Consider the following 18396-nt stretch of genomic DNA (forward strand, 5'->3'; position numbering starts at 1 on the left):
GCTAGTTTTTCCTCGCAATTGCCGAGGCGCCCTGATGTGCCGCACCATTCGCCTCGGTGGCCAAAAAATCTTCGAAATTGCGCGTCTTCTCCCGCAACGAGAGACCGACCTTCGCGCCTTGTTTTTCAATCAGCTGATAGGCGCTCGCGACCCATGGCTGCGTCGGTTCTGGAACCGTATGCAGTGCAGCCTCCGTCCGTTCCGGCGGCAGGTTTACCGCCACCAGCGCGCGGCAGAGATCGAAATGAAATCCCGGATCGCCTTCACCACAAGCCGGAGAGGTCAGTCCAAGCACGAAACAGGCCAGGAGATGGTCGAGTTCCGCAGCGCTGATCCGGCTGGCGTATTGGCGTTGCAGTGCAGCCCAGGCCGCTTCGGCCTTAGGCGCGAAGACCTCGATTTCCGCGAATTGAATGTCCATGGGACAATCCGACATGCTGTATCATCTGGTTGCTCCCCCGCCCCAAATGACTTCAATCGCGACCATGAGCACATTCGCGGTGCAGGTATTTTGGAATAATCCGGAATCTTTGTAGGAAAATCCGGTATTTGGTCCCTGCGCGACGACTGTGACTGCTCTGCCACACAACCTTCGACTATACTGAAGATCAATCGAGGTATCGCCGCGGACAATCATGCGCGCCGCAACAAGCGTTAACGTTGCAGCTTCACCTGCCTGGGGGTTCTGTTCCGGTATCTGGACATGGTGACCGTCAGGTGGCTCTGGTCCGAGAATCCACTGAGATGAGCGACTTCCGCAATGGACAGGTCGCTCTCGATGAGAAGTTTTTCGGCGAAATCGAGACGCAGCCGCAGCAGGTATTTGTGCGGCGGCTCGCCAAAGGTCTTGGTGAATGCCAGGATGAAATGGCTCGGCGAAAGGCCACAGAGTGCGGCCAACTCGGCCACCGCGATTTTGCTGGAAAAATTTACCTCCAGGAATTCGCGCACCCGCCGGGCGCTGCGGTTCGACAGACCGCCCTTTGGGGCTTGTGGCAACTTTCGCGCTCCTGCGTAGTTCCGAAGCAAATGGACGCCGAACATGGTGACCAACGAATCGATATAGAACTCGTTTGGAGTTTCCCGATCCGTCAGTTCCGCCTTCAGCAACTGCGCGAGTTGCAGCGCTTGGAAGTCGACGGTCCCGTACGGCGGCGGCTGAAGCTCGGCATGGCCGGTGTCGAATTCACGCGTTGCCAGCTCGAAGAGACTCTCGGGGGTGAGCGCCACGATTACGCTTTCCGTGGTGGATGACCGGGTCACCTTGCCGCCGAGGTCGGCTGGGACGATCATGATCATGCCGACGTCGCCGTCGTATTCGTGGACTTTGTCGCTGCCCAGCGATGCCGCAATCCCTGGTGAGGGTGTAAGCAGAACCGAAGCGAAATGTTCCGCCGCTTTGAATGTGTGTGATCCCGGCCCATGAACGACATGAGCCGCGCCGCCTCGAAACGTGACCAGGTAGCGCCTCGCGCTTTCCGGAATTCCGTCGAAGATGCGACGATCCGCGCGCCGCCGCTCTGTCCCGGCGCTTTCCTGGACGTTGCCTCTATGTTGCATCTTCGTCTCTGCCACTGCTGCGCCGATCAATCCAATCCTGTGCTGTATCGAGGCGCCCAGAATTCACGTTTGCTCCTGGGCGTTCCTTCGAATCCTACAGATGCTGCTTTATATTGCAAAGAAGAATTTGAGCTCAAATGAAAATTTTACCAGGATTTTGACTATAAATTTACAGGTTTGAATTTTTAGCCAAGGCTACCTGACTATTTTCCGATCTTATCTTACCATTTTGCCTAGTTATTGTGCATAGTGTGCCGTCGCAATCCAGCGTTGTATTCCGAATATAGATCGCGCGGCCATTGACAGAGCTGGTCGACTATCTGTCATTGCCACGGACGATCCGGCAGCAGTTATCGCCCGAATCATGGCTTCTTTCCCTTGTGCTTCTTCATGGCGGTGGCCAAAGGGCCTTGATCCGAAAATCCCGCGAGGTAGGCGACTTCGGCGATGGCGACCCTCCGGGAGCGATCCAGGGCTGCGGGCAGAGCATATCCCGCTCCCCCGCATGGTTGCTCTTCTGGGATTGGCATTTTCGGGGATTATGTCCGAGGGCGTGCCGATCGACCCGATCGGCGCCTGCGCTGCGTTCCTGAACCTCGCCCGCATTTTTCATTCAGCCTTGCCTCAGCCGCTTTGCCAGCCCATCGAAATTCCGTGCCGTGCAAACAGCCAACCCGGAAATCCGGACGGTAATTTGTATCCCCCATAGTCCTGCCCAAAGGCAGCGTAGCGCATCCCGCGGATAGAAAAAACATTGTAAGTGAAGAAAAAAGTTCGCGCGAGAAAAACATGGCCTGGCTTGGCCGGCGCTACGGAATTATCCGGCTCACGCAGGCCTGCTAAAGATCGCCTCGGCGTTTCTCGTACAGATCCCAGGACAACTCGACCATGGCCAGAAGAACGTCTTCCTGGCTCCACCCGGCGGCAACCGCCGCCTCGACAATTCCGCGGACGAGCGGCAGCAATTGGCGCTCGCATTCGGCCGACAGGTTGGCCTCGGCGCCGTCGGCAGGCGGACTATCGAAATCAAATCCCACCATCGGCGTTCCCCCGCCATCAATGATCTAATGAAATGTATGTCTCTGCAATCATACTCCCGTCTAATATACATCAATCGGTAACGAAACACAGCAGCGTCGAGATTGACAGGGCATGGCCGCCCCGATTGCAGCGGCTCCATGGTTCGTCTGGACGTCTTTTTTGACCTCCTGTTGCCGGCATTGCACATCTTGGATGCGAACCCCAGGCATTCGCGTAAAGCCATCGGGATCATGGCGAGCTTTGCCGCATGGTGCGGAACCTGCCGCTTCATGGCATCGATGAAGTCGATCAGGTCACGGGGCCGAGCAGGACCGAGCCATCCGGCACCCCGCCATCGATCGGGATGGCTCTGCGGTTTGCGCTCGCCGCCATCGGCTGGCCGATGTCGGACGTCACGATGACCGGGCTCTTCGACGGCACGCGGTCGTAGAGGTCGATGATGTCCTGATTTATCAGGCGCACGCAGCCTGACGAGACGGATTTGCCGATCGAGTTCCATTCCGGCGAGCCATGCAGGCGGTAGAGCGTGTCGACGTTGTCGTGGAACAGGTAGAGCGCGCGGGCGCCGAGCGGGTTCTTGAGGCCGCCGGGCATGCCGCCGTTCTTGGCGCTGTATTCTTCCAGTTCAGGCTGCCTGGCAACCATCTCATCGGGCGGCGTCCATTTCGGCCATTTCTGCTTCCACTGGACGACGGCGTCTCCCGACCATTCGAAGCCGGCGCGGCCGAGGCCGACGCCGTAACGGATCGCCTGGCCGCCTTCGCGCACCAGATAGAGGAAATGGTTGGTCGTATCGACGATGATGGTGCCTGGCCGCTGGCCGGTCGGATCGGGAACGATCTGGCGCAGGAACTGCGGGTCCATCTTCTTGATCGGGATGGCCGGGAGCTCGAACCCGCTGTCGGAAATCGGGCCGTACATCGTCGCATAGTCGCCGAGCGGCGGCTCGTCATAGGTCGGCGGTGGCGGTTCGACCGGCGCCGGCGCCGGTCCGGTGGTGGTGCAGGCGGAGACCGCAATCGAAGCGGCGCCAAGGGCTGCAGCATTCAGAAAGCCGCGACGGCTCAGGCGATAGGGGTCGATTTCGGTCTTCAACATGGTTGCCTTTTTTAAGTCTCGAATCGCAAGAAAGCGTGAATGCCTTCAAGCGGCGCAGTGGTCGGCCTCCCCCAATGCCTGACGCGATAGGCGGTTCCGATTCTGGCCTGAGGGTGGACAAACAATGGCGAAGCTGTGACCGCCCTGCCACTGTTGCTCGAAGGCAACAGAGTGATCAGCCGCCGGTCAGCAGGCCTTCAAGCGACGGCAGGATCAGCGCCGGCGGGAAATCCCGGTATTCCTCGGGCTGGTTGGCGCGGTTGATCCATACGGTGCGAAAGCCGAATTTGGTGGCGCCGGCGACGTCCCAGCGGTTGGACGACTGGAATGAGACGGCGCCCGGATAGAGTCGCCAGCCCGTCGCCACCATGTCGTAGGTCGACGGGTCGGTCTTGAAGCGCCTGACGGCGTCGACCGAAAAGATATCGTCCAGCACCTGGTCGAGGGCGGCCGACTTGACCGCCGCTTCCAGCATCTCGGGCGAGCCGTTGGACAGGATTGCGAGCTTGGCGCCGGATGCTTTCAGTGCCTTCAGCACGGCCGGCACTTCCGGATAGCAGTCGAGCCGCCAATAGGCTTCGAGCAGCTTGGCCTTCAGTCCCTTGTCGGCGGAGGGAACCTTGCGCAGGGCGAAATCGAGCGCCTGTTCGGTGAGCTGCCAGAAATCGGCATAGCCGCCCATCAGCGTGCGCACCCAGGAATATTCCAGCTGCTTGGCGCGCCAGATTTCCGAAAGCAGCGGGCCGTCGGGGCCGATCTCGCCGTCATGACGGCGCACGGCTGCGTGCACGTCGAACAACGTGCCATAGGCGTCGAAAACGTAAGCCGCGTAATGCATGGCGACAGTTTTGAGGGCAGGCGGCGCAAGGTGCAAGCATCGATTGTAGTCTTGATCGCTTTCTTGGGGCGCTCTGGCCTCAACAAATCCGCTCCATGCCGGTTGACGGCGCCGGTCAAAGCATCTTCCAATGCCTGGCAACAAACAGCTTTGAAGCGGAACCGAACAATGACACTGGCGACTGCGGCGCTATCGGCGACATGGACCTTCGTCGACGGCGACTGGTACGAAGGCAACGTCGCCATCCTTGGTCCGCGCAGCCACGCCATGTGGCTCGGCACCAGCGTCTTCGACGGCGCCCGCTGGTTCGAAGGCGTCGCCCCCGATCTCGAGCTGCATGCCGCTAGGGTGAACGCATCGGCGACCGCGCTCGGCCTCGCGCCGTCGATGAGCGCCGATGAGATTGTTGGACTGACCTGGGACGGGCTGAAGAAGTTCGACGGCAAGACAGCGGTCTACATCAGGCCGATGTACTGGGCCGAGCATGGCGGCTATATGGGCGTGCCGGCCGATCCGGCCTCGACCCGTTTCTGCCTCTGCCTCTACGAATCGCCGATGATCTCGCCGACCGGCTTTTCGATCACCGTGTCGCCGTTCCGGCGGCCGACCATCGAGACCATGCCGACCAATGCCAAGGCCGGCTGCCTCTATCCCAACAATGGCCGCGCCATTCTCGAAGCCAAGGGACGCGGCTTCGACAATGCGCTGGTGCTGGACATGCTGGGCAATGTCGCCGAGACCGGAACCTCGAACATCTTCCTGGTCAAGGACAGCCACGTGTTGACGCCGGCGCCCAACGGCACCTTCCTGTCCGGCATCACCCGCTCGCGCACCATGACGCTGCTTGGCGATTACGGCTTCAAGACCACGGAGAAGATGCTGTCGGTGCGCGACTTTCTTGAAGCCGACGAGATATTTTCGACCGGAAATCATTCCAAGGTCGTGCCGATCACCCGCATCGAGGACCGCGATCTGCAGCCCGGGCCGGTGGCCAAGAAAGCGCGCGACCTTTATTGGGAATGGGCGCATTCGACTTCCGCCGGTTGAGCCGCTAAAAGGCAATTGGCGCTTCATTCCGGAGTTGTTCCAGATCAATGCAGCCCTATCTTAATCCGGTATCCGCACCGGATTTTTCCATGAGGAGTATGACCGATGGCTTTTGAATTGCCCGCCTTGCCCTACGACTACGAGGCCTTGCAGCCTTACATGTCGAAGGAGACGCTGGAGTATCACCACGACAAGCACCACAAGGCTTATGTCGACAACGGCAACAAGCTGGCCGCCGAAGCGGGCCTTGGCGATCTGTCGGTCGAAGAGGTGGTCAAACAGTCGTTCGGCAAGAATGCCGGCCTCTTCAACAACGCAGCCCAGCACTACAACCACATCCATTTCTGGAAGTGGATGAAGAAGGGCGGCGGCGGCAACAAGCTTCCGGGCGCCCTGCAGAAGGCTTTCGACGCCGACCTCGGCGGCTACGACAAGTTCAAGGCCGACTTCATCGCCGCCGGCACCACGCAGTTCGGTTCGGGCTGGGCCTGGGTCTCGGTCAAGGACGGCAAGCTGGCGATATCCAAGACGCCGAACGGCGAGAACCCGCTCGTCCATGGCGCATCGCCGATCCTCGGCGTCGATGTCTGGGAACATTCCTATTACATCGACTACCGCAACGCGCGGCCGAAATATCTCGAGGCCTTCGTCGACAGCCTCATCAACTGGGACCATGTCCTTGAAATGTACGAAGAGGCGAAAGCCTGATCGACCCAGAGAAGCCCCGGTACTCCGGGGCTTTTCTTTCTCAGCTGAAGCAGCAGGCACACAAAATTCGGCAGAATCCGGCCGGCGGACAGGGAATAATCCCGGCCCGCCCTCCGTTAACGTTAGGTCGCGACCCCTCATCATCCTGGAGCCAATTGAATGAGAAAGCTTGTTATCGCCATCTCTATGCTCAGCCTCGCCGCCTCGGCGGCTTTTGCCGACCCGATCCTCGACCGACAGGGACTGATGAAGGAACGAGGCAAGATCGTCGGCGGCCTGTCAAAAATCGCCAAGGGCGAGGCAGACTTCGATGCCGCCGCCGTGCTGACGGCGCTGCAGGCGCTGCAAGTCAATGCCGAGAAGTTCGATGTCGACACGCTGTTCCCGGCCGGCAGCGACAGCGGTGATACCACCGCCTCGCCCAAAATCTGGAAAGACATGGCGGGCTTCAAATCGACCGAAGACAAGTACCTCGCCGACGTCAAGGCCGCAGTCGCCGCCGCACCCGCCGATGTCGATGCGCTGAAGGCGCAGATCGATACGCTCGGCAGTGATTGCGGCACCTGCCACAAGACCTATCGGGTGAAGAAGAGCTGATCCCGGGCAATGCCCTTGTGGAAAAAATTTGTCGGCGTCGCCCTTGTCCTGGGCGTCGTCGGTGCGGGCGCCGGCTGGCTGTTGTCGGCGCCGGTCAAGCTCGACACTGGCACCCTGGCGCAGCTCGGCCCCGGCGACGCCGCCAGGGGCAAGCGCATTTTCAATGCCGGCGGCTGCACCTCCTGTCACGCCAAGCCGGGCTCGCAAGGCGACGCCCGTTTGCAACTGGTCGGCGGCCTCGAGCTCAAGACGCCGTTCGGCACCTTCGTGCCGCCCAACATCTCGCAGGATCCCAAGGACGGCATCGGCGCCTGGACGGTCGAGGACCTTGCCAACGCCATGCTGAAGGGCGTGTCGCCGTCGGGAGAGCATTTCTATCCGGCCTTCCCCTACGCATCCTACGCCCGCATGAAGCCGGCTGATATTGCCGATCTCTATGCGTTCCTGAAGACGCTGCCGGCGGTCGCCGGCAAGGCGCCGGACAATTCCCTGACTTTCCCCTTCAACATCCGCCGCGGCCTCGGCCTGTGGAAGCGGCTCTATCTTAGCAAAGAGCCGGTGATTGCCTTTGCCGATGGCACGCCTGATCCGGTACTCGCCGGCCGCTACCTGGTCGAGGGGCCCGGCCATTGCGGCGAATGCCACACGCCGCGCGACGTCACCGGCGCCACCAGGAAGAGTCAGTGGCTGGCTGGCGCGGCGGCAGCCGAAGGCAGCGGCGTCGTGCCGAACATCACATCGGGCGAGGGCGGGCTCGGTGACTGGTCGGAAGCCGACATCGCCAACTATCTCGAAACCGGTTTTACCCCCGATTTCGACTCGGTAGGCGGCGCCATGGTCGACGTGCAGCGCAACATGGCCGAACTGCCGCCGGGAGATCGCGCGGCAATAGCCGCCTATCTCAAGGCGGTGCCGCCGCATCCCAACGGCTACCCGGTGCGCAGCAAGCCGGCCAAGTGATCCCGGCCACAGGTGGCCATCTACAGGTGGCGATCGCCGAGGAAGTCGAAGCCCGTCTCGAAGAAATGGCTGTAATTGCAGGTCAGTTCCTCGCCGGGTGCGATGTCGCGCAAGGCATAGGTTTCCTCGGGCGAGGAGACATCGCAATTCGGTTCGTCGTCATGGTTCATGTAGCGTGCGTCGTCGGCTTCGAAGACGATGTAGTTCGGATCCCGGCGGTCTGGATAGGAATAACGGTCGAGATAGTTCTTCACCGGGCCGCTCTCGCCTTCATAGGTCTCGACGTCGATGATCCGGTCGAATCTGGGGTCGAGCTTCCAGACCAGCGTGCCCTTGGCAATGTGGTTCCTGGCGAAAACCCCGATGCCCTGGATCGGTGATTTCTCGAGATAGGTGTCGACGAGCAACATAGTGGCCCCTTTGCGTATGTCATGGTCTGGAAGGTGGCGCGCATTGGGTAGCGCGCAGCCATTGCAAATGCGAGTGAAAATGAGCAGCCTGGAATTCAAAAAGTGACGATCGGCGCGCCTCGACGGGCGCGCCTTTCGCATCGACATCAGCGCTGCTGCAAGGCCAGACGGACGCCTAACGCGCAGTAGATGCCGCCAACCACCTTGCCTTGCCATTTCACCACCGACGGATTGCGGCGCAGGAACGTGCCGAGCCGGCCCGCACTCACGGCAAAGACGACTGTGCTGAAAAGGCCGAGCAGAACAAAGATTATGCCCAGCGTCATCAGCTGGAGCATCACCGATCCGTTTTCAGGCCGCACGAACTGGGGCAGGAAGGCGAGGAAGAAAAGCGCCGTCTTTGGATTAAGCACTTCGGTCAGGACAGCTTGACGAAACGCCTTGCTGGCGGAGATCGCGAGTGCGCCGACAGTAGGGTCAGCCGGTATTCTCTCGATGATTGCGCGGATGCCGAGGTAAACGAGATACGCCGCGCCGATGTATTTTACGACGCTGAACAGCGTTGCCGAAGTGGCGATGATCGCCGAAATGCCGACCAGCGCCATGATGGTATGGAACACATCGCCAGCCGCGACGCCCGCGCCCGTCGCGACGCCAACCCTGGTTCCGGAACTCGTCGCTCGCGCGACCGTCAAAAGCGTGGCTGGGCCTGGAATAAACACAAAGCCAAGCACAACCGCTATGTAAGCCGTCAAGGTGGATAGATCGATCATTGCGACGCCTCCGTTGCATTCTCAGCCTTGCCCGTAACCTCGGGTTCGGGCTTGGCCGTAACCTTGAGCGCGAAGGAGTAGGTATAGGCGATCTCCTCCAGCCTTGAAAAGCGGCCGGAGGCGCCGGCATGGCCGGAATCCATGTTGATCTTGAACAGCACCGGATTGTCGCCGCTCTTGCGCTCGCGCAGCCGCGCCACCCATTTGGCCGGCTCCCAATAGGTGACGCGCGGATCGGTGAGGCCGGCCAGCGCCAGTATCGGCGGGTAGTCGTGATCGGCGACATTGTCATAGGGTGAGTAGGCGGCGATCGTTTGGTAATCTTCCGCCGACGCGATCGGGTTGCCCCATTCCGGCCACTCCGGCGGCGTCAGCGGCAAGCTTGCGTCGAGCATCGTGGTCAGCACGTCGACAAAGGGGACCTCGGCAACGATGGCGCCGAAACTATGCGGCGCCATGTTGGCGATCGCACCCATCAACATGCCGCCGGCCGAGCCGCCTTGCGCGACGATGCGGTCGTGTTGGGTGTAACGCTCGGCGACGAGATGCTGCGCGACGGCGATGAAATCGGTGAACGTGTTCATCTTGTGCGCCCGCTTGCCGTCGTCATACCAGCCATAGCCCTTGTCCTTGCCGCCGCGGACATGGGCGATGGCAAAGACAAAGCCACGGTCGACCAGCGAGAACCAGTTGGTGTTGAACGCCGCCGGAATGGCAATGCCGTAAGAGCCGTAGCCGTAAAGCAGGCACGGTGCGGAGCCATCGAGCGGCGTGTCGCGGTGGTGCAGGAGCGAGACCGGCACCAGTTCGCCATCGGCGGCCGGCGCCATCAGCCGGCGCGTGACATAATGATCCGGATTGTGACCGGACGGCACTTCCTGGGTCTTCAGCAGCACACGCTCGCGGCTGCGCATATTGTAGTCGAAGACCTGCGCCGGGGTCGTCATCGACGAATAGGTGAAGCGCATGATCTCGGTGTCGTATTCATAGGACCCCGACAGGCCGAGCGAGAACGCCTCTTCGTCGAACGAGATCAGATGCTCCTCGCCGCTGCGGCGATCGCGAACGACGATGCGCGGCAGCCCTTCCTTGCGCTCGAGCCTGACCATATGATCCCTGAAGCCGACCACCGACAGGATCAGCCGGCCTGGCTCGTGCGCCACCAGCTCTTCCCAATTGGCGCGAACCGGGTCATTAGCCGGCGCCGTCATGATCTTGAAGTCCTTGGCGCCGTCGGCATTGGTGAGGACGAAGAAGATGTCGCCGCCTTCTTCCAGATCATATTGCAGGCCAGTCTCGCGCTTTGCCACCAGCTTTGGCTCGGCGAAAGGCTCATCGGCGCGCATCAGGTGATATTCCGAGGTTTCGTGATCGTTGATCCCGATCATGATCCATTCGTTGGAGCGCGTGCCGCCGACATCCATGAAGAAGCCGGGATCGGTTTCCTCATAAATCAGCCGGTCATTAAGGGGGCTGCCGCCGAGCGCGTGGAACAGCACCTTGGACGGGCGATGATTGTCGTCGAGCCTTGTGTAGAAGAAGCCGTCATCGGCGGCATTCCAGACGCCGCCACCACTGGTGGCCTCGATCTGGTCGCTCAGTTCCTTGCCGCTGGTGAGATCGCGCACGCGAAGTGTGAAGAATTCAGAGCCCTTGTCGTCGAACGCCCACAACAGCTTGCGGTGATCGGCCGAATGGTCGACGCCGCCGAGGCGGAAATAGGGCTTGCCCTCGGCTTCCGCGTCGCCATCGAGCAGGATCTGCTCATCGCCGCCATCGCGCGGCATGCGGAAATAGCGGGGCTGTTCGCCGCCAAGCTTGAAGGATGCGCCGTAAGCATAGGGGCCATCCTTCATCGGCACCGTCGAATCATCTTCCTTGATGCGCCCCTTCATCTCGCCGAACAGCTGCTTCCGAAGCTCTAGCGTATCGGCCATAAGCACTGCTTGATAGGCGTTTTCGGCTTCGAGATGGGCGCGGATGCGGCCCTCAAGCAGGGAAGGGTCCCTGAACATCGCCTGCCAGTTCTCGGCCCTCAGCCAGGCATAGTCATCTGTGCGGGTAATGCCGTGATGCATGTCTAAGACGGGGTGTTTCTCGGGGCTCGGCGGGCTGGCGGTCGGAAAAGCTGAGGTCTTGGTCATTGCGTCTCACTGAAGAAATTACTTGAATGGCAAATGAACACGCCGATCAGCGCGGGTTCAAGGGCCGGGATGTATTGGTTGCGGCGGGCTCGGGAGATGAGCCAAAAGGAGAGGATGATGAATTTCCATATCAACACCGCTGCGGCTCTCGCCGTCGTCGCTTCGACCGTTCTGGCTTTCACCGGCCAGTCTCATGCAACCGCGTTCGCCGCTTGGCAAGTGGCTGGCGTGCCGTTCGGCGACACGCTCAACGTTCGCAAATATCCGTCCGGCACCTCGCAGAAGCAGGCCGCCTATCCCAACGGGACGATCCTGCAGATGACCGGCAAGTGCACCGGCGGCTTGAATCTTCTGGAGATCGCCGGCCAGCCGCACTGGAAACAGAAACAGGCAATTCGCTATCAATGGTGTCAAGTTTGGCACGACCCGGCGCAAAACGGTGGTTTTGTTAGTGGCTGGGTCTATGGAAAATACCTCACGCCGTATTGAATCCGGTCAGACCGAAGATCTTCTTCGGCGTGTTTCGCCAACGCTTTGCAACTTGCGGTTTGGTACGAATCCGACAATCAGCCGCCCAAACCTCGAAGCATAGACCAAGCATCGCTGCCCACTTTATGAGTCCTTGCTGATTTAGCGGTGGTGTGACCTTACGTCATGCTAGTCCTGGTCCGACCAGAAAATATCGCGAAGTTACAGAGTGCACGAAAGATTGAAGCTGAAGAGCGACTATTCGATGAATATCGTTGAATATAGCGCAAGATGCGAATTGACTTACTTTGTCTGTGGGCTCATTAAGATGCCCGGACGCGAATCCATGAAGCTCTTCCCGCGTGAAATTCGCGCCATGCCCGATCTTCCAAAAAGGGCGCAAACAGAAACATCCTTCGTTGGGGCCTAAACCATGGATATCGTCGAAACACCTTCCAGAAATAGCGATGCGCTGATCGAGCTGACCGCCGATGTGGTGGCAGCCTATGTCAGCAACAATCCCGTGCCCGTCGGCGAACTGCCGAACCTTATCGCTGATGTCCATGCCGCTCTCGGGCGCGTGGGCGGAGCAAGCGAACAGCCTCCGGCCGACAAGCAGAAGCCTGCGGTAAACCCGAAGCGCTCTGTTCATGACGATTACATCGTCTGCCTTGAAGATGGCAAGAAGTTCAAGTCGCTGAAGCGCCACCTGATGACCCATTACGGTCTGACGCCCGATGAATACCGCGAGAAGTGGAATCTCGACGCCAGCTATCCGATGGTTGCCCCTAACTATGCCGCTGCCCGTTCGCAGCTGGCCAAGAAGATGGGCCTCGGCCGCAAGCGCAAGGGGCGGTAACACCGGCTCCAATGGACAAGATCAACGGCGCCCCTTACGGCGCCGTTTTGTTTCTAGAACAATTCCAGGAAAACTGCCGAGCGCTTTCTCTTGGGAATTGCGTCGAAAGAAGAGAAGATAGAGCAATCAAGCAGTCTGCTTGAGAGCCATCTCGGCGTCGCGCTTGATGCGCTTGACCATTGAGCGCAGGCCATTGGCCCGCTGCGGCGACAGATGTTCGTCGAGGCCAAGCGACCTCAGCGTCGCCTCGGCGTCCGTTTCAAGGATCTGGCTGGCAGTCCGTCCCGAAAACAGCGCCAACATGATGGCGACCAGACCGCGTACGATATGAGCGTCTGAATCGCCTGTGAAGGTGATGACCGGATCGGCGCCCGGCGCTCGGCTCGTGGTCAGCCAGACCTGGCTGACGCAGCCCGGCACCTTGTTGGCGGCGTTGCGTTCGGCGTCGGGAAATGGCGGCAGCGCTTCGCCGAGCTCGATCACATAGCGATAGCGGTCTTCCCACTCGTCGAGCAGGGAGAAGTCGTCGCGGATCGTCTGGATCGTCGTGGCCATTGCTCGGGATATAGTCATCCGCGGCTGCGGCGTCACGGAAAAAGAAGAAAAGCACCGCAGGCATCGAGAGGTCCGACCGGCCTGCGGTGTCGCTGTAGATACCAGCTGAAACGGTGTTTAGTTCTTCGCCACCAGCTTGGCAGGTATGTTGACTGTCGCCGGCAGCACGATGTCCTCGGCGACGCTGCCGGTGGCCAGCGATGTATCGGGCGAGGTCTCGGCGCTCTTGTCGTCCAGCATGGCGGCGGCGATCTTGGCGGTTTCCTTGGCCCGGGCGCTGATCGTATGCATCGCCGACTTGCCGGTTTCGCAGACGTCCGGCTTGCGCTCGCAAATGCCGGCGATGTCGCCGACCGCTTCGCGCGCCGCAAAAAGCGCCTGGAACGGCCCGACGCTCTCGCGGCCATCCTCGTCGGGGCCGACGGTCAGCGGCAGCGCTAGCAACACCAGCGAAAACCAGAACGCCATTCTTATCAAAAAGCCCATCGATCTGCCCTCTCGTCCAATGACCGGATCATGCGTCCATGCGCAATGACCTCTTTATATCAGCCACAATGGCACATGAGGCGCAAAGGACGGCTTTCCTGCTCAGCGAAAATTTTCCTCAAATTTTAGGCAAATTCGAAGCGAGGCGTTTTGCAGTGCATTAGCCTCAAATGCCGGCGATTTTCTTAACCTTGCAGTAACCATCTAAGCGATTGTTGCGCATGGATATCTTCAGAAGAGCAGGCATGCCGGCTCAGGGTTTCGCAGCCACGGGCACGCCCTTTGCACATAACGCTCCGTTTACTATGGCCACAAATGGCGGTGCATTCCGGTGCCGGCGCTCCAATTTTTGCCGCAGCGCGCTCGTTGTTCGGGTCAGCCTTATTCATTCCTTAAACGCTGGATGCGAGTTTCAAACAAGCAAAAGCGACCTGCAAAGCAGGGGCAGTCACGACCGGGTGCGAGTGCGTTGAGTTTGACAACTGCCAGATATATTGAACTGCCTGGCGCGCTGGCGGCTGGTTGCGAACGCATGGTCCATCCGGCCATCATCGGCCAGGGCGATCGCCTGCGCCAGCGCCGGTTCATCGGCATCATGCTTGCCGCTCCGTTCTTCGCCGCCGGTGCGGCGGTGACACTGGTCACCTCGGGCATGGGCGCCGCCGTCACCGTCGCAACCATTTTCGCCGCCTTCGGTCTTTGCTGGTTCGCCGCCTTGCTGGTGGCGGCGTCAGGCAAGATGACGCTGGCAGCCCAGGTTGCCCTTGCCGCCGGCGGTCTTGCCCTTGCCGGCGCCGTCGCGGCAGCAGGCGGCCTGGCGTCGCCGGTTGCGCTGCTGTCTCTGGCACTGCCATTCGAGGCCTGGTGGATCGGCGGTTCAAAGCGCGCGGCACTTTGGGGCGGCCTCTCAGCCTTGGCCGCAATGCTGCTGCAGCCCTTTGTCGGCTCTGTCGTCCCGCTCGGCGGGGCGCAAGTCGCGGCGTGGCACTGGCTGCTGCCGCTCGCCTGGGGCCTGACGCTGGTTCCCCGGCTCGCAGCCCTCGGCGATGCCGCACGCGCGCAGCCCGCGCTCCTTCCAAACGACCGCCTTGAAGACATGATCGACGCCGTTGTCCTGCATGTCGCCCGGCATGGCGAGGTCCTGGATGCCTCGGCCAAGGCGCGCACCATCCTGAAGCTGCCGCCGGAACTGCTTTTCGGCGCCGGCCTGTTCGACCGCATCCACCTGTCCGATCGCGTCGCTTATCTCAGCGCGCTTGCCGACATGCGCGATGGCGCCCTGGCGCGCCGGCTCGATCTTCGGGTAAGGCTGCCGCAGGACGGCAGCGCCTCAACGGCCGACAATTACCGGCCATTTCAGCTCGAACTGATGCGCGCCGAAGAGCAGCAGGAGACCTTCACTCTGCTGCTGCGCGAGAACGACGAGACTGCCGAATTGCGCGACGAGCTTGCTGCCGCCAATGAGGCCGCAGCGTCGGCAGAGGTGGCGAAGGGCCGCTTCCTGGCGGTCGTCAGCCATGAGCTTCGGACGCCGCTCAACGCCATCATCGGTTTTTCCGACATGCTGCTGCATGAGATGTTCGGCGGCTTCAAGGACCCGCGCCAGAAGGAGTATGTCGGCCTGGTGAAGGAGTCGGGCCAGCATCTGCTTGCCGTCGTCACCTCCATCCTTGATGTCTCGAGGATCGAGGCCGGCGCCTACGCGACCGAGCCCGAACCGTTCCGCTTTATCGAAGCGGTCGAGATGTGCCAGTCGATGATGCAGCTGCAGGCCAATGCCAAGAACATCGGACTCCAGGCGCAGATTGCGCCGGACGCCGGCGAGATCAATGCCGACCGTCGTGCCGTGAAGCAGATCCTGATCAACCTCATCTCCAATGCGGTCAAGTTCACGCCCGATGGCGGCAATGTCGTCGTCGGCGCCAAGCGGATCGGCTCGCGGCTGCATTTCTGGGTCAGGGACACCGGCATCGGCATCGCCGAGGAAGATTTTGTCAATCTCGGCAAGCCGTTCATGCAGATCCAGAACGACTATACGCGCCGCTTCGAGGGCACCGGGCTCGGCCTGTCGCTGGTCAAGGGCCTGGTGGCGCTGCACGACGGCACGATGTCGATCGAAAGCATGCCGGGCGAGGGGACGACGGTCACGATCAGCCTGCCGGTGAACGGGCCGAAGAGGAGCGCGACCGACAGGAACGGCGTGCTGCCGATGCCCGCGACCAGGACGAAAGGCGACGCGAAAGGGGACAGGAATGGCTCGCTCCGCAAAACAGCCTAAGGCGGTCAAGCGCCGCAGCGGCGCGTTCGAGGCCGGCGCGATTGCGCTCGGCGGCGCGATCTCGCGCAATCCGGTCCTGGTCGGCGGGTCGACCGCCTTCCTGGTGACGCTGTTCTACGTTTCCGCCAACGCGCTGTGGTACCAGCCGTTTCCGCATGCCGGCGCCTTCTTCGCCACCCGCAGCATCGAGGGTTTTCCGCACCCCGGCGCGGACGAACCCGAAACCACCATCAACATCCTGCGGCCCGGCCCGGCACCGGTCAAAAGCGACCCGACCGTCGAGCAGGTCCAGGGCATCCTGAAGGATCTCGATTTCTACACGGGAACGGTCGACGGCATTTCCGGGCCGAATACCCAAAAGGCGATCCAGGCCTACCAGCAGAAAGTTGGCCTGCCGGCCTCCGGTGAGATCGACGCCGTGCTGCTCGACCAGCTCGGCGCCAAGCAGACCACAGCTGCCATCCCGCATCCGCTGCCGCGGCCCGTGGATATGGCCGTCGCTCGAGTTGCCGCGCCCGAGGCCGCGCCTGCGCCCATCCCGGTTTCCGCGCCGGTATCCGCCCAAGCGCCCGATGCCCGCATCGTCAAGATCCAGGCCGGCCTGAAGGCATTCGGCAATGACGACATGCAACTCGACGGCGTCGTCGGCGCCCGCACCAAGGCGGCGATCAAGGAATTCCAGTCGCTGTTCGGCCTGCCGGAAACGGGCGAGCCCGACGAGGTCGTCTACGTCAAGATGCGCGAGATCGGCCTGACCAATTGAGTGGTGGTCAAGACGACCGCTCGCGGATAGCCGAAAATCCGGCTAAGACGCCGCGCATGTCCTCCGGAGCCTCGTCATGCGCGTAACCACCGAGTTTTGGGTGTCGGCCCTGCTGCGCCGTGTTTTCGGCGCCGGCGGCTTTGCGGCCGTCGTCAAGCGCGGCGCGACCGAGGCCGGCGCTGTCTTCGTGCTCTCCCGCGGCAGGCTGGGCGACGTCTCCCTGTTCGGCCCGGCGCCGCAGACGAGCTACGATTCGGACAAACCGGATGATCGCTTTTTCACGCTGCTCGGCGCCGGCGACGATGCCGCCGCGCTTGACGCCAGGCTTGAGCGGGAGAAAAAATTCGATCCCGACATCTGGGTGGTCGAGATCGAGGCCGGAACGGTTTCCGTCGAGGAGCTTCTCTCCGTCAAAACGCCTTGAGGCTGGCCCGTAGGCTGGCTTTGTCGACGTCCGGCGCTTGGTCGCCATTCGCGGCGACAGGGGTGTTGCCGCGCACCGCTCGCGACAATGTTTCGGCCTTCCAGCCGCGCACCTTGTCGAGCGCCGCCTCGTGGTGCAGCAGCCGGTAGCGGTCGAGGAAGATGCGGATCGCCTGCGGGTGCGGAAACTCCCGGGGGTAAACCGCGACCACGATCAGGAATGCCCTGTCCTCACTGAGGTCGAGCGCCCGCAGCGCGGCGAGCAGCGAGACATAGCTCGAATGCTCGGTCAGCGACCGCGCCGTCGAGAAGTCGATGTCGAGCGCGTCGGCAAGCGCGGTCTGGAAGAAGGCGGCGTTGCCGGTCAGCGCCGTCTCGCGCAGCTTGCTGTAAGTTGCTGAGCCGGCGAAGGGATTGACCGATGTCGCCTCGCCCTCGGCGAGCATCATCGAGCGCAGGCGGCGCCTGGCGGTTTCGGCGGCGCTGCCGGGCAGTTTTGGTGCGCTGGGAGCGGCGGCAGCGGCTTCGGCGTCGGCGCCCGCCACGTCGGCGATCGGCTCGGGCTGCCGCACGCGCACCAGGGTCGGCTTTTCCAGCGCCTTGATCAACTGCGCGATGGTCGGGTTCAAATCCTTGCGGCGGGCAATGGCGCGCGCATGCGGCAGGCCGTGGCGGCCGATCAACGCGATCAGGTCGATGTCGCCCAGCGCCCGCGAACGGACGAGCAAGGGCGCGCAGACATCGACCGGCTCCTCGCAAAGCCGCCGCACCAGGGCGGCCGGCGCATATTCGCATTCGGACAGGGCGGCGGCGACATAGCGGCGCGATTCGACCGGCACGCTGTCGAACAGCGGCAGCGTCAGATCCTCGAGCTGGGCGATCTCGCGGCGCGACGGGCGGGTCAGCGAGCAGAACGCCGACACGGCGGCGCGAAACAGCCTTTCGGCTTTTCCCGATTCCGTCCGTATGGCGATTTGCCTGAAATCCGAAGCTGACACGGAAGATACGCCCGACACTCGACACAACCCGGACCATGCTCAACCGCAACTGTGTCGGTTTCGCGCAAGGCCTGGAACAAACATCAAATTAGCCGCGATCCGTTAGCGCTCCGTTAACCCTCTGCCGGCCTTAATCACATTTGGAGGCGTTGCGTTGTGCTCCGGGGCAACCGAGAGGAATACGCGAACCATGGGCATGGTACTGTCTTTCGTGCCGCGATCGGCACCAGTCAATCGAGCAGTTCAGGACACCGGTACGCAGGCGGCGGTGATCATTTTTCCCGGCGTCCGCTACGAGCATCCGCCATTGGCGGGCCAGGCGCGACCGGCGGACCAGCCGGGCACACCACGGACGCCTGTTCCGCACCACTGAATTTGCTGGTCGTCGGG

Annotated in this window: 20 protein-coding genes; 9 read left to right on the forward strand and 11 right to left on the reverse strand. The window is 61.6% G+C overall.

The window, feature by feature from the left end; all coding sequences use genetic code 11:
- Position 1: 1 nt before the first annotated feature.
- The 5 genes from NKI31_RS25455 to NKI31_RS25475 form a co-directional block, all read right to left on the reverse strand.
- Positions 2-421 carry a hypothetical protein gene (locus NKI31_RS25455; protein ID WP_352652866.1) on the reverse strand — a complete coding sequence of 140 codons (420 nt, stop codon included), beginning with the start codon at positions 419-421 and terminating at the stop codon, positions 2-4.
- A 233-nt stretch (positions 422-654) separates the two neighbouring features.
- Positions 655-1590 carry a helix-turn-helix domain-containing protein gene (locus tag NKI31_RS25460; RefSeq protein ID WP_352652867.1) on the reverse strand — a complete coding sequence of 312 codons (936 nt, stop codon included), beginning with the start codon at positions 1588-1590 and terminating at the stop codon, positions 655-657.
- 809 nt (positions 1591-2399) lie between these two features.
- Positions 2400-2600: a hypothetical protein gene (locus tag NKI31_RS25465; RefSeq protein WP_023684556.1), complete on the reverse strand. Its 201-nt coding sequence runs from the start codon at positions 2598-2600 to the stop codon at positions 2400-2402.
- Between the two features lie 289 nt (positions 2601-2889).
- Complete coding sequence (locus NKI31_RS25470) at positions 2890-3699, reverse strand: L,D-transpeptidase (protein ID WP_023692792.1); 810 nt, start codon at positions 3697-3699, stop codon at positions 2890-2892.
- 175 nt (positions 3700-3874) lie between these two features.
- On the reverse strand, positions 3875-4537 hold the full coding sequence (locus NKI31_RS25475; RefSeq protein ID WP_352546114.1) for a haloacid dehalogenase type II: 663 nt from the start codon (positions 4535-4537) through the stop codon (positions 3875-3877).
- Between the two features lie 168 nt (positions 4538-4705).
- Here NKI31_RS25475 and NKI31_RS25480 point away from each other — a divergent pair, with 168 nt between their 5' ends.
- The 4 genes from NKI31_RS25480 (at position 4706) to NKI31_RS25495 (ending at position 7849) form a co-directional block, all read left to right on the forward strand.
- On the forward strand, positions 4706-5584 hold the full coding sequence (locus NKI31_RS25480) for a branched-chain amino acid aminotransferase (RefSeq protein WP_023673688.1): 879 nt from the start codon (positions 4706-4708) through the stop codon (positions 5582-5584).
- Between the two features lie 105 nt (positions 5585-5689).
- Entirely contained in the window at positions 5690-6292 is a 603-nt protein-coding gene (locus NKI31_RS25485) for a superoxide dismutase (RefSeq protein ID WP_023673687.1), read from the forward strand.
- A 159-nt stretch (positions 6293-6451) separates the two neighbouring features.
- Positions 6452-6889 (forward strand): c-type cytochrome, encoded by a 438-nt coding sequence (locus NKI31_RS25490; protein ID WP_023684552.1) that lies wholly within the window; start codon positions 6452-6454, stop codon positions 6887-6889.
- A gap of 9 nt (positions 6890-6898) precedes the next feature.
- Positions 6899-7849, forward strand: coding sequence for a cytochrome c (locus NKI31_RS25495; RefSeq protein WP_352652868.1), 951 nt, complete (start codon positions 6899-6901; stop codon positions 7847-7849).
- 20 nt (positions 7850-7869) lie between these two features.
- Here NKI31_RS25495 and NKI31_RS25500 read toward each other — a convergent pair whose 3' ends face one another.
- The 3 genes from NKI31_RS25500 to NKI31_RS25510 form a co-directional block, all read right to left on the reverse strand.
- Positions 7870-8259 (reverse strand): SET domain-containing protein, encoded by a 390-nt coding sequence (locus NKI31_RS25500; protein WP_023673684.1) that lies wholly within the window; start codon positions 8257-8259, stop codon positions 7870-7872.
- 146 nt (positions 8260-8405) lie between these two features.
- Positions 8406-9032: a LysE family translocator gene (locus NKI31_RS25505; protein WP_352652869.1), complete on the reverse strand. Its 627-nt coding sequence runs from the start codon at positions 9030-9032 to the stop codon at positions 8406-8408.
- Positions 9029-11176 carry a S9 family peptidase gene (locus NKI31_RS25510; protein WP_352652870.1) on the reverse strand — a complete coding sequence of 716 codons (2148 nt, stop codon included), beginning with the start codon at positions 11174-11176 and terminating at the stop codon, positions 9029-9031. The genes NKI31_RS25505 and NKI31_RS25510 overlap by 4 nt, the downstream gene beginning before the upstream one ends.
- Positions 11177-11290: 114 nt before the next feature.
- Between NKI31_RS25510 and NKI31_RS25515 the strand changes: the two genes are divergently transcribed.
- Both NKI31_RS25515 and NKI31_RS25520 read left to right on the forward strand, forming a co-directional pair.
- Positions 11291-11665, forward strand: a complete 375-nt coding sequence (locus NKI31_RS25515) for an SH3 domain-containing protein (protein ID WP_023702200.1) — start codon at positions 11291-11293, stop codon at positions 11663-11665.
- 412 nt (positions 11666-12077) lie between these two features.
- Positions 12078-12503 (forward strand): Ros/MucR family transcriptional regulator, encoded by a 426-nt coding sequence (locus tag NKI31_RS25520; RefSeq protein WP_023673680.1) that lies wholly within the window; start codon positions 12078-12080, stop codon positions 12501-12503.
- A gap of 126 nt (positions 12504-12629) precedes the next feature.
- On the opposite strand, the gene NKI31_RS25525 is transcribed toward NKI31_RS25520, so the two are convergent.
- Positions 12630-13058: a SufE family protein gene (locus tag NKI31_RS25525; protein ID WP_023684547.1), complete on the reverse strand. Its 429-nt coding sequence runs from the start codon at positions 13056-13058 to the stop codon at positions 12630-12632.
- A gap of 117 nt (positions 13059-13175) precedes the next feature.
- A complete protein-coding gene (locus tag NKI31_RS25530; RefSeq protein ID WP_023732038.1) occupies positions 13176-13544 on the reverse strand; it encodes a DUF5330 domain-containing protein in 369 nt (122 codons plus the stop codon).
- A gap of 532 nt (positions 13545-14076) precedes the next feature.
- On the opposite strand from NKI31_RS25530, the gene NKI31_RS25535 reads away from it, so the two are divergent.
- From NKI31_RS25535 to NKI31_RS25545, 3 genes are all read left to right on the forward strand, one after another.
- Positions 14077-15822 (forward strand): sensor histidine kinase, encoded by a 1746-nt coding sequence (locus tag NKI31_RS25535; RefSeq protein ID WP_352521877.1) that lies wholly within the window; start codon positions 14077-14079, stop codon positions 15820-15822.
- Positions 15797-16585, forward strand: a complete 789-nt coding sequence (locus NKI31_RS25540; RefSeq protein WP_352652871.1) for a peptidoglycan-binding domain-containing protein — start codon at positions 15797-15799, stop codon at positions 16583-16585. The genes NKI31_RS25535 and NKI31_RS25540 overlap by 26 nt, the downstream gene beginning before the upstream one ends.
- A gap of 76 nt (positions 16586-16661) precedes the next feature.
- The gene (locus tag NKI31_RS25545; protein ID WP_023698568.1) at positions 16662-17009 is read left to right on the forward strand and encodes a DUF1491 family protein; all 348 of its coding nucleotides are present in this window, start codon (positions 16662-16664) and stop codon (positions 17007-17009) included.
- Here NKI31_RS25545 and NKI31_RS25550 read toward each other — a convergent pair.
- Positions 16996-18006: a hypothetical protein gene (locus NKI31_RS25550; protein WP_352652872.1), complete on the reverse strand. Its 1011-nt coding sequence runs from the start codon at positions 18004-18006 to the stop codon at positions 16996-16998. The genes NKI31_RS25545 and NKI31_RS25550 overlap by 14 nt on opposite strands.
- Positions 18007-18396: the final 390 nt, after the last annotated feature.

Origin of the sequence: Mesorhizobium sp. M0659, from assembly GCF_040320605.1 — a bacterium.
Lineage (GTDB): Bacteria > Pseudomonadota > Alphaproteobacteria > Rhizobiales > Rhizobiaceae > Mesorhizobium.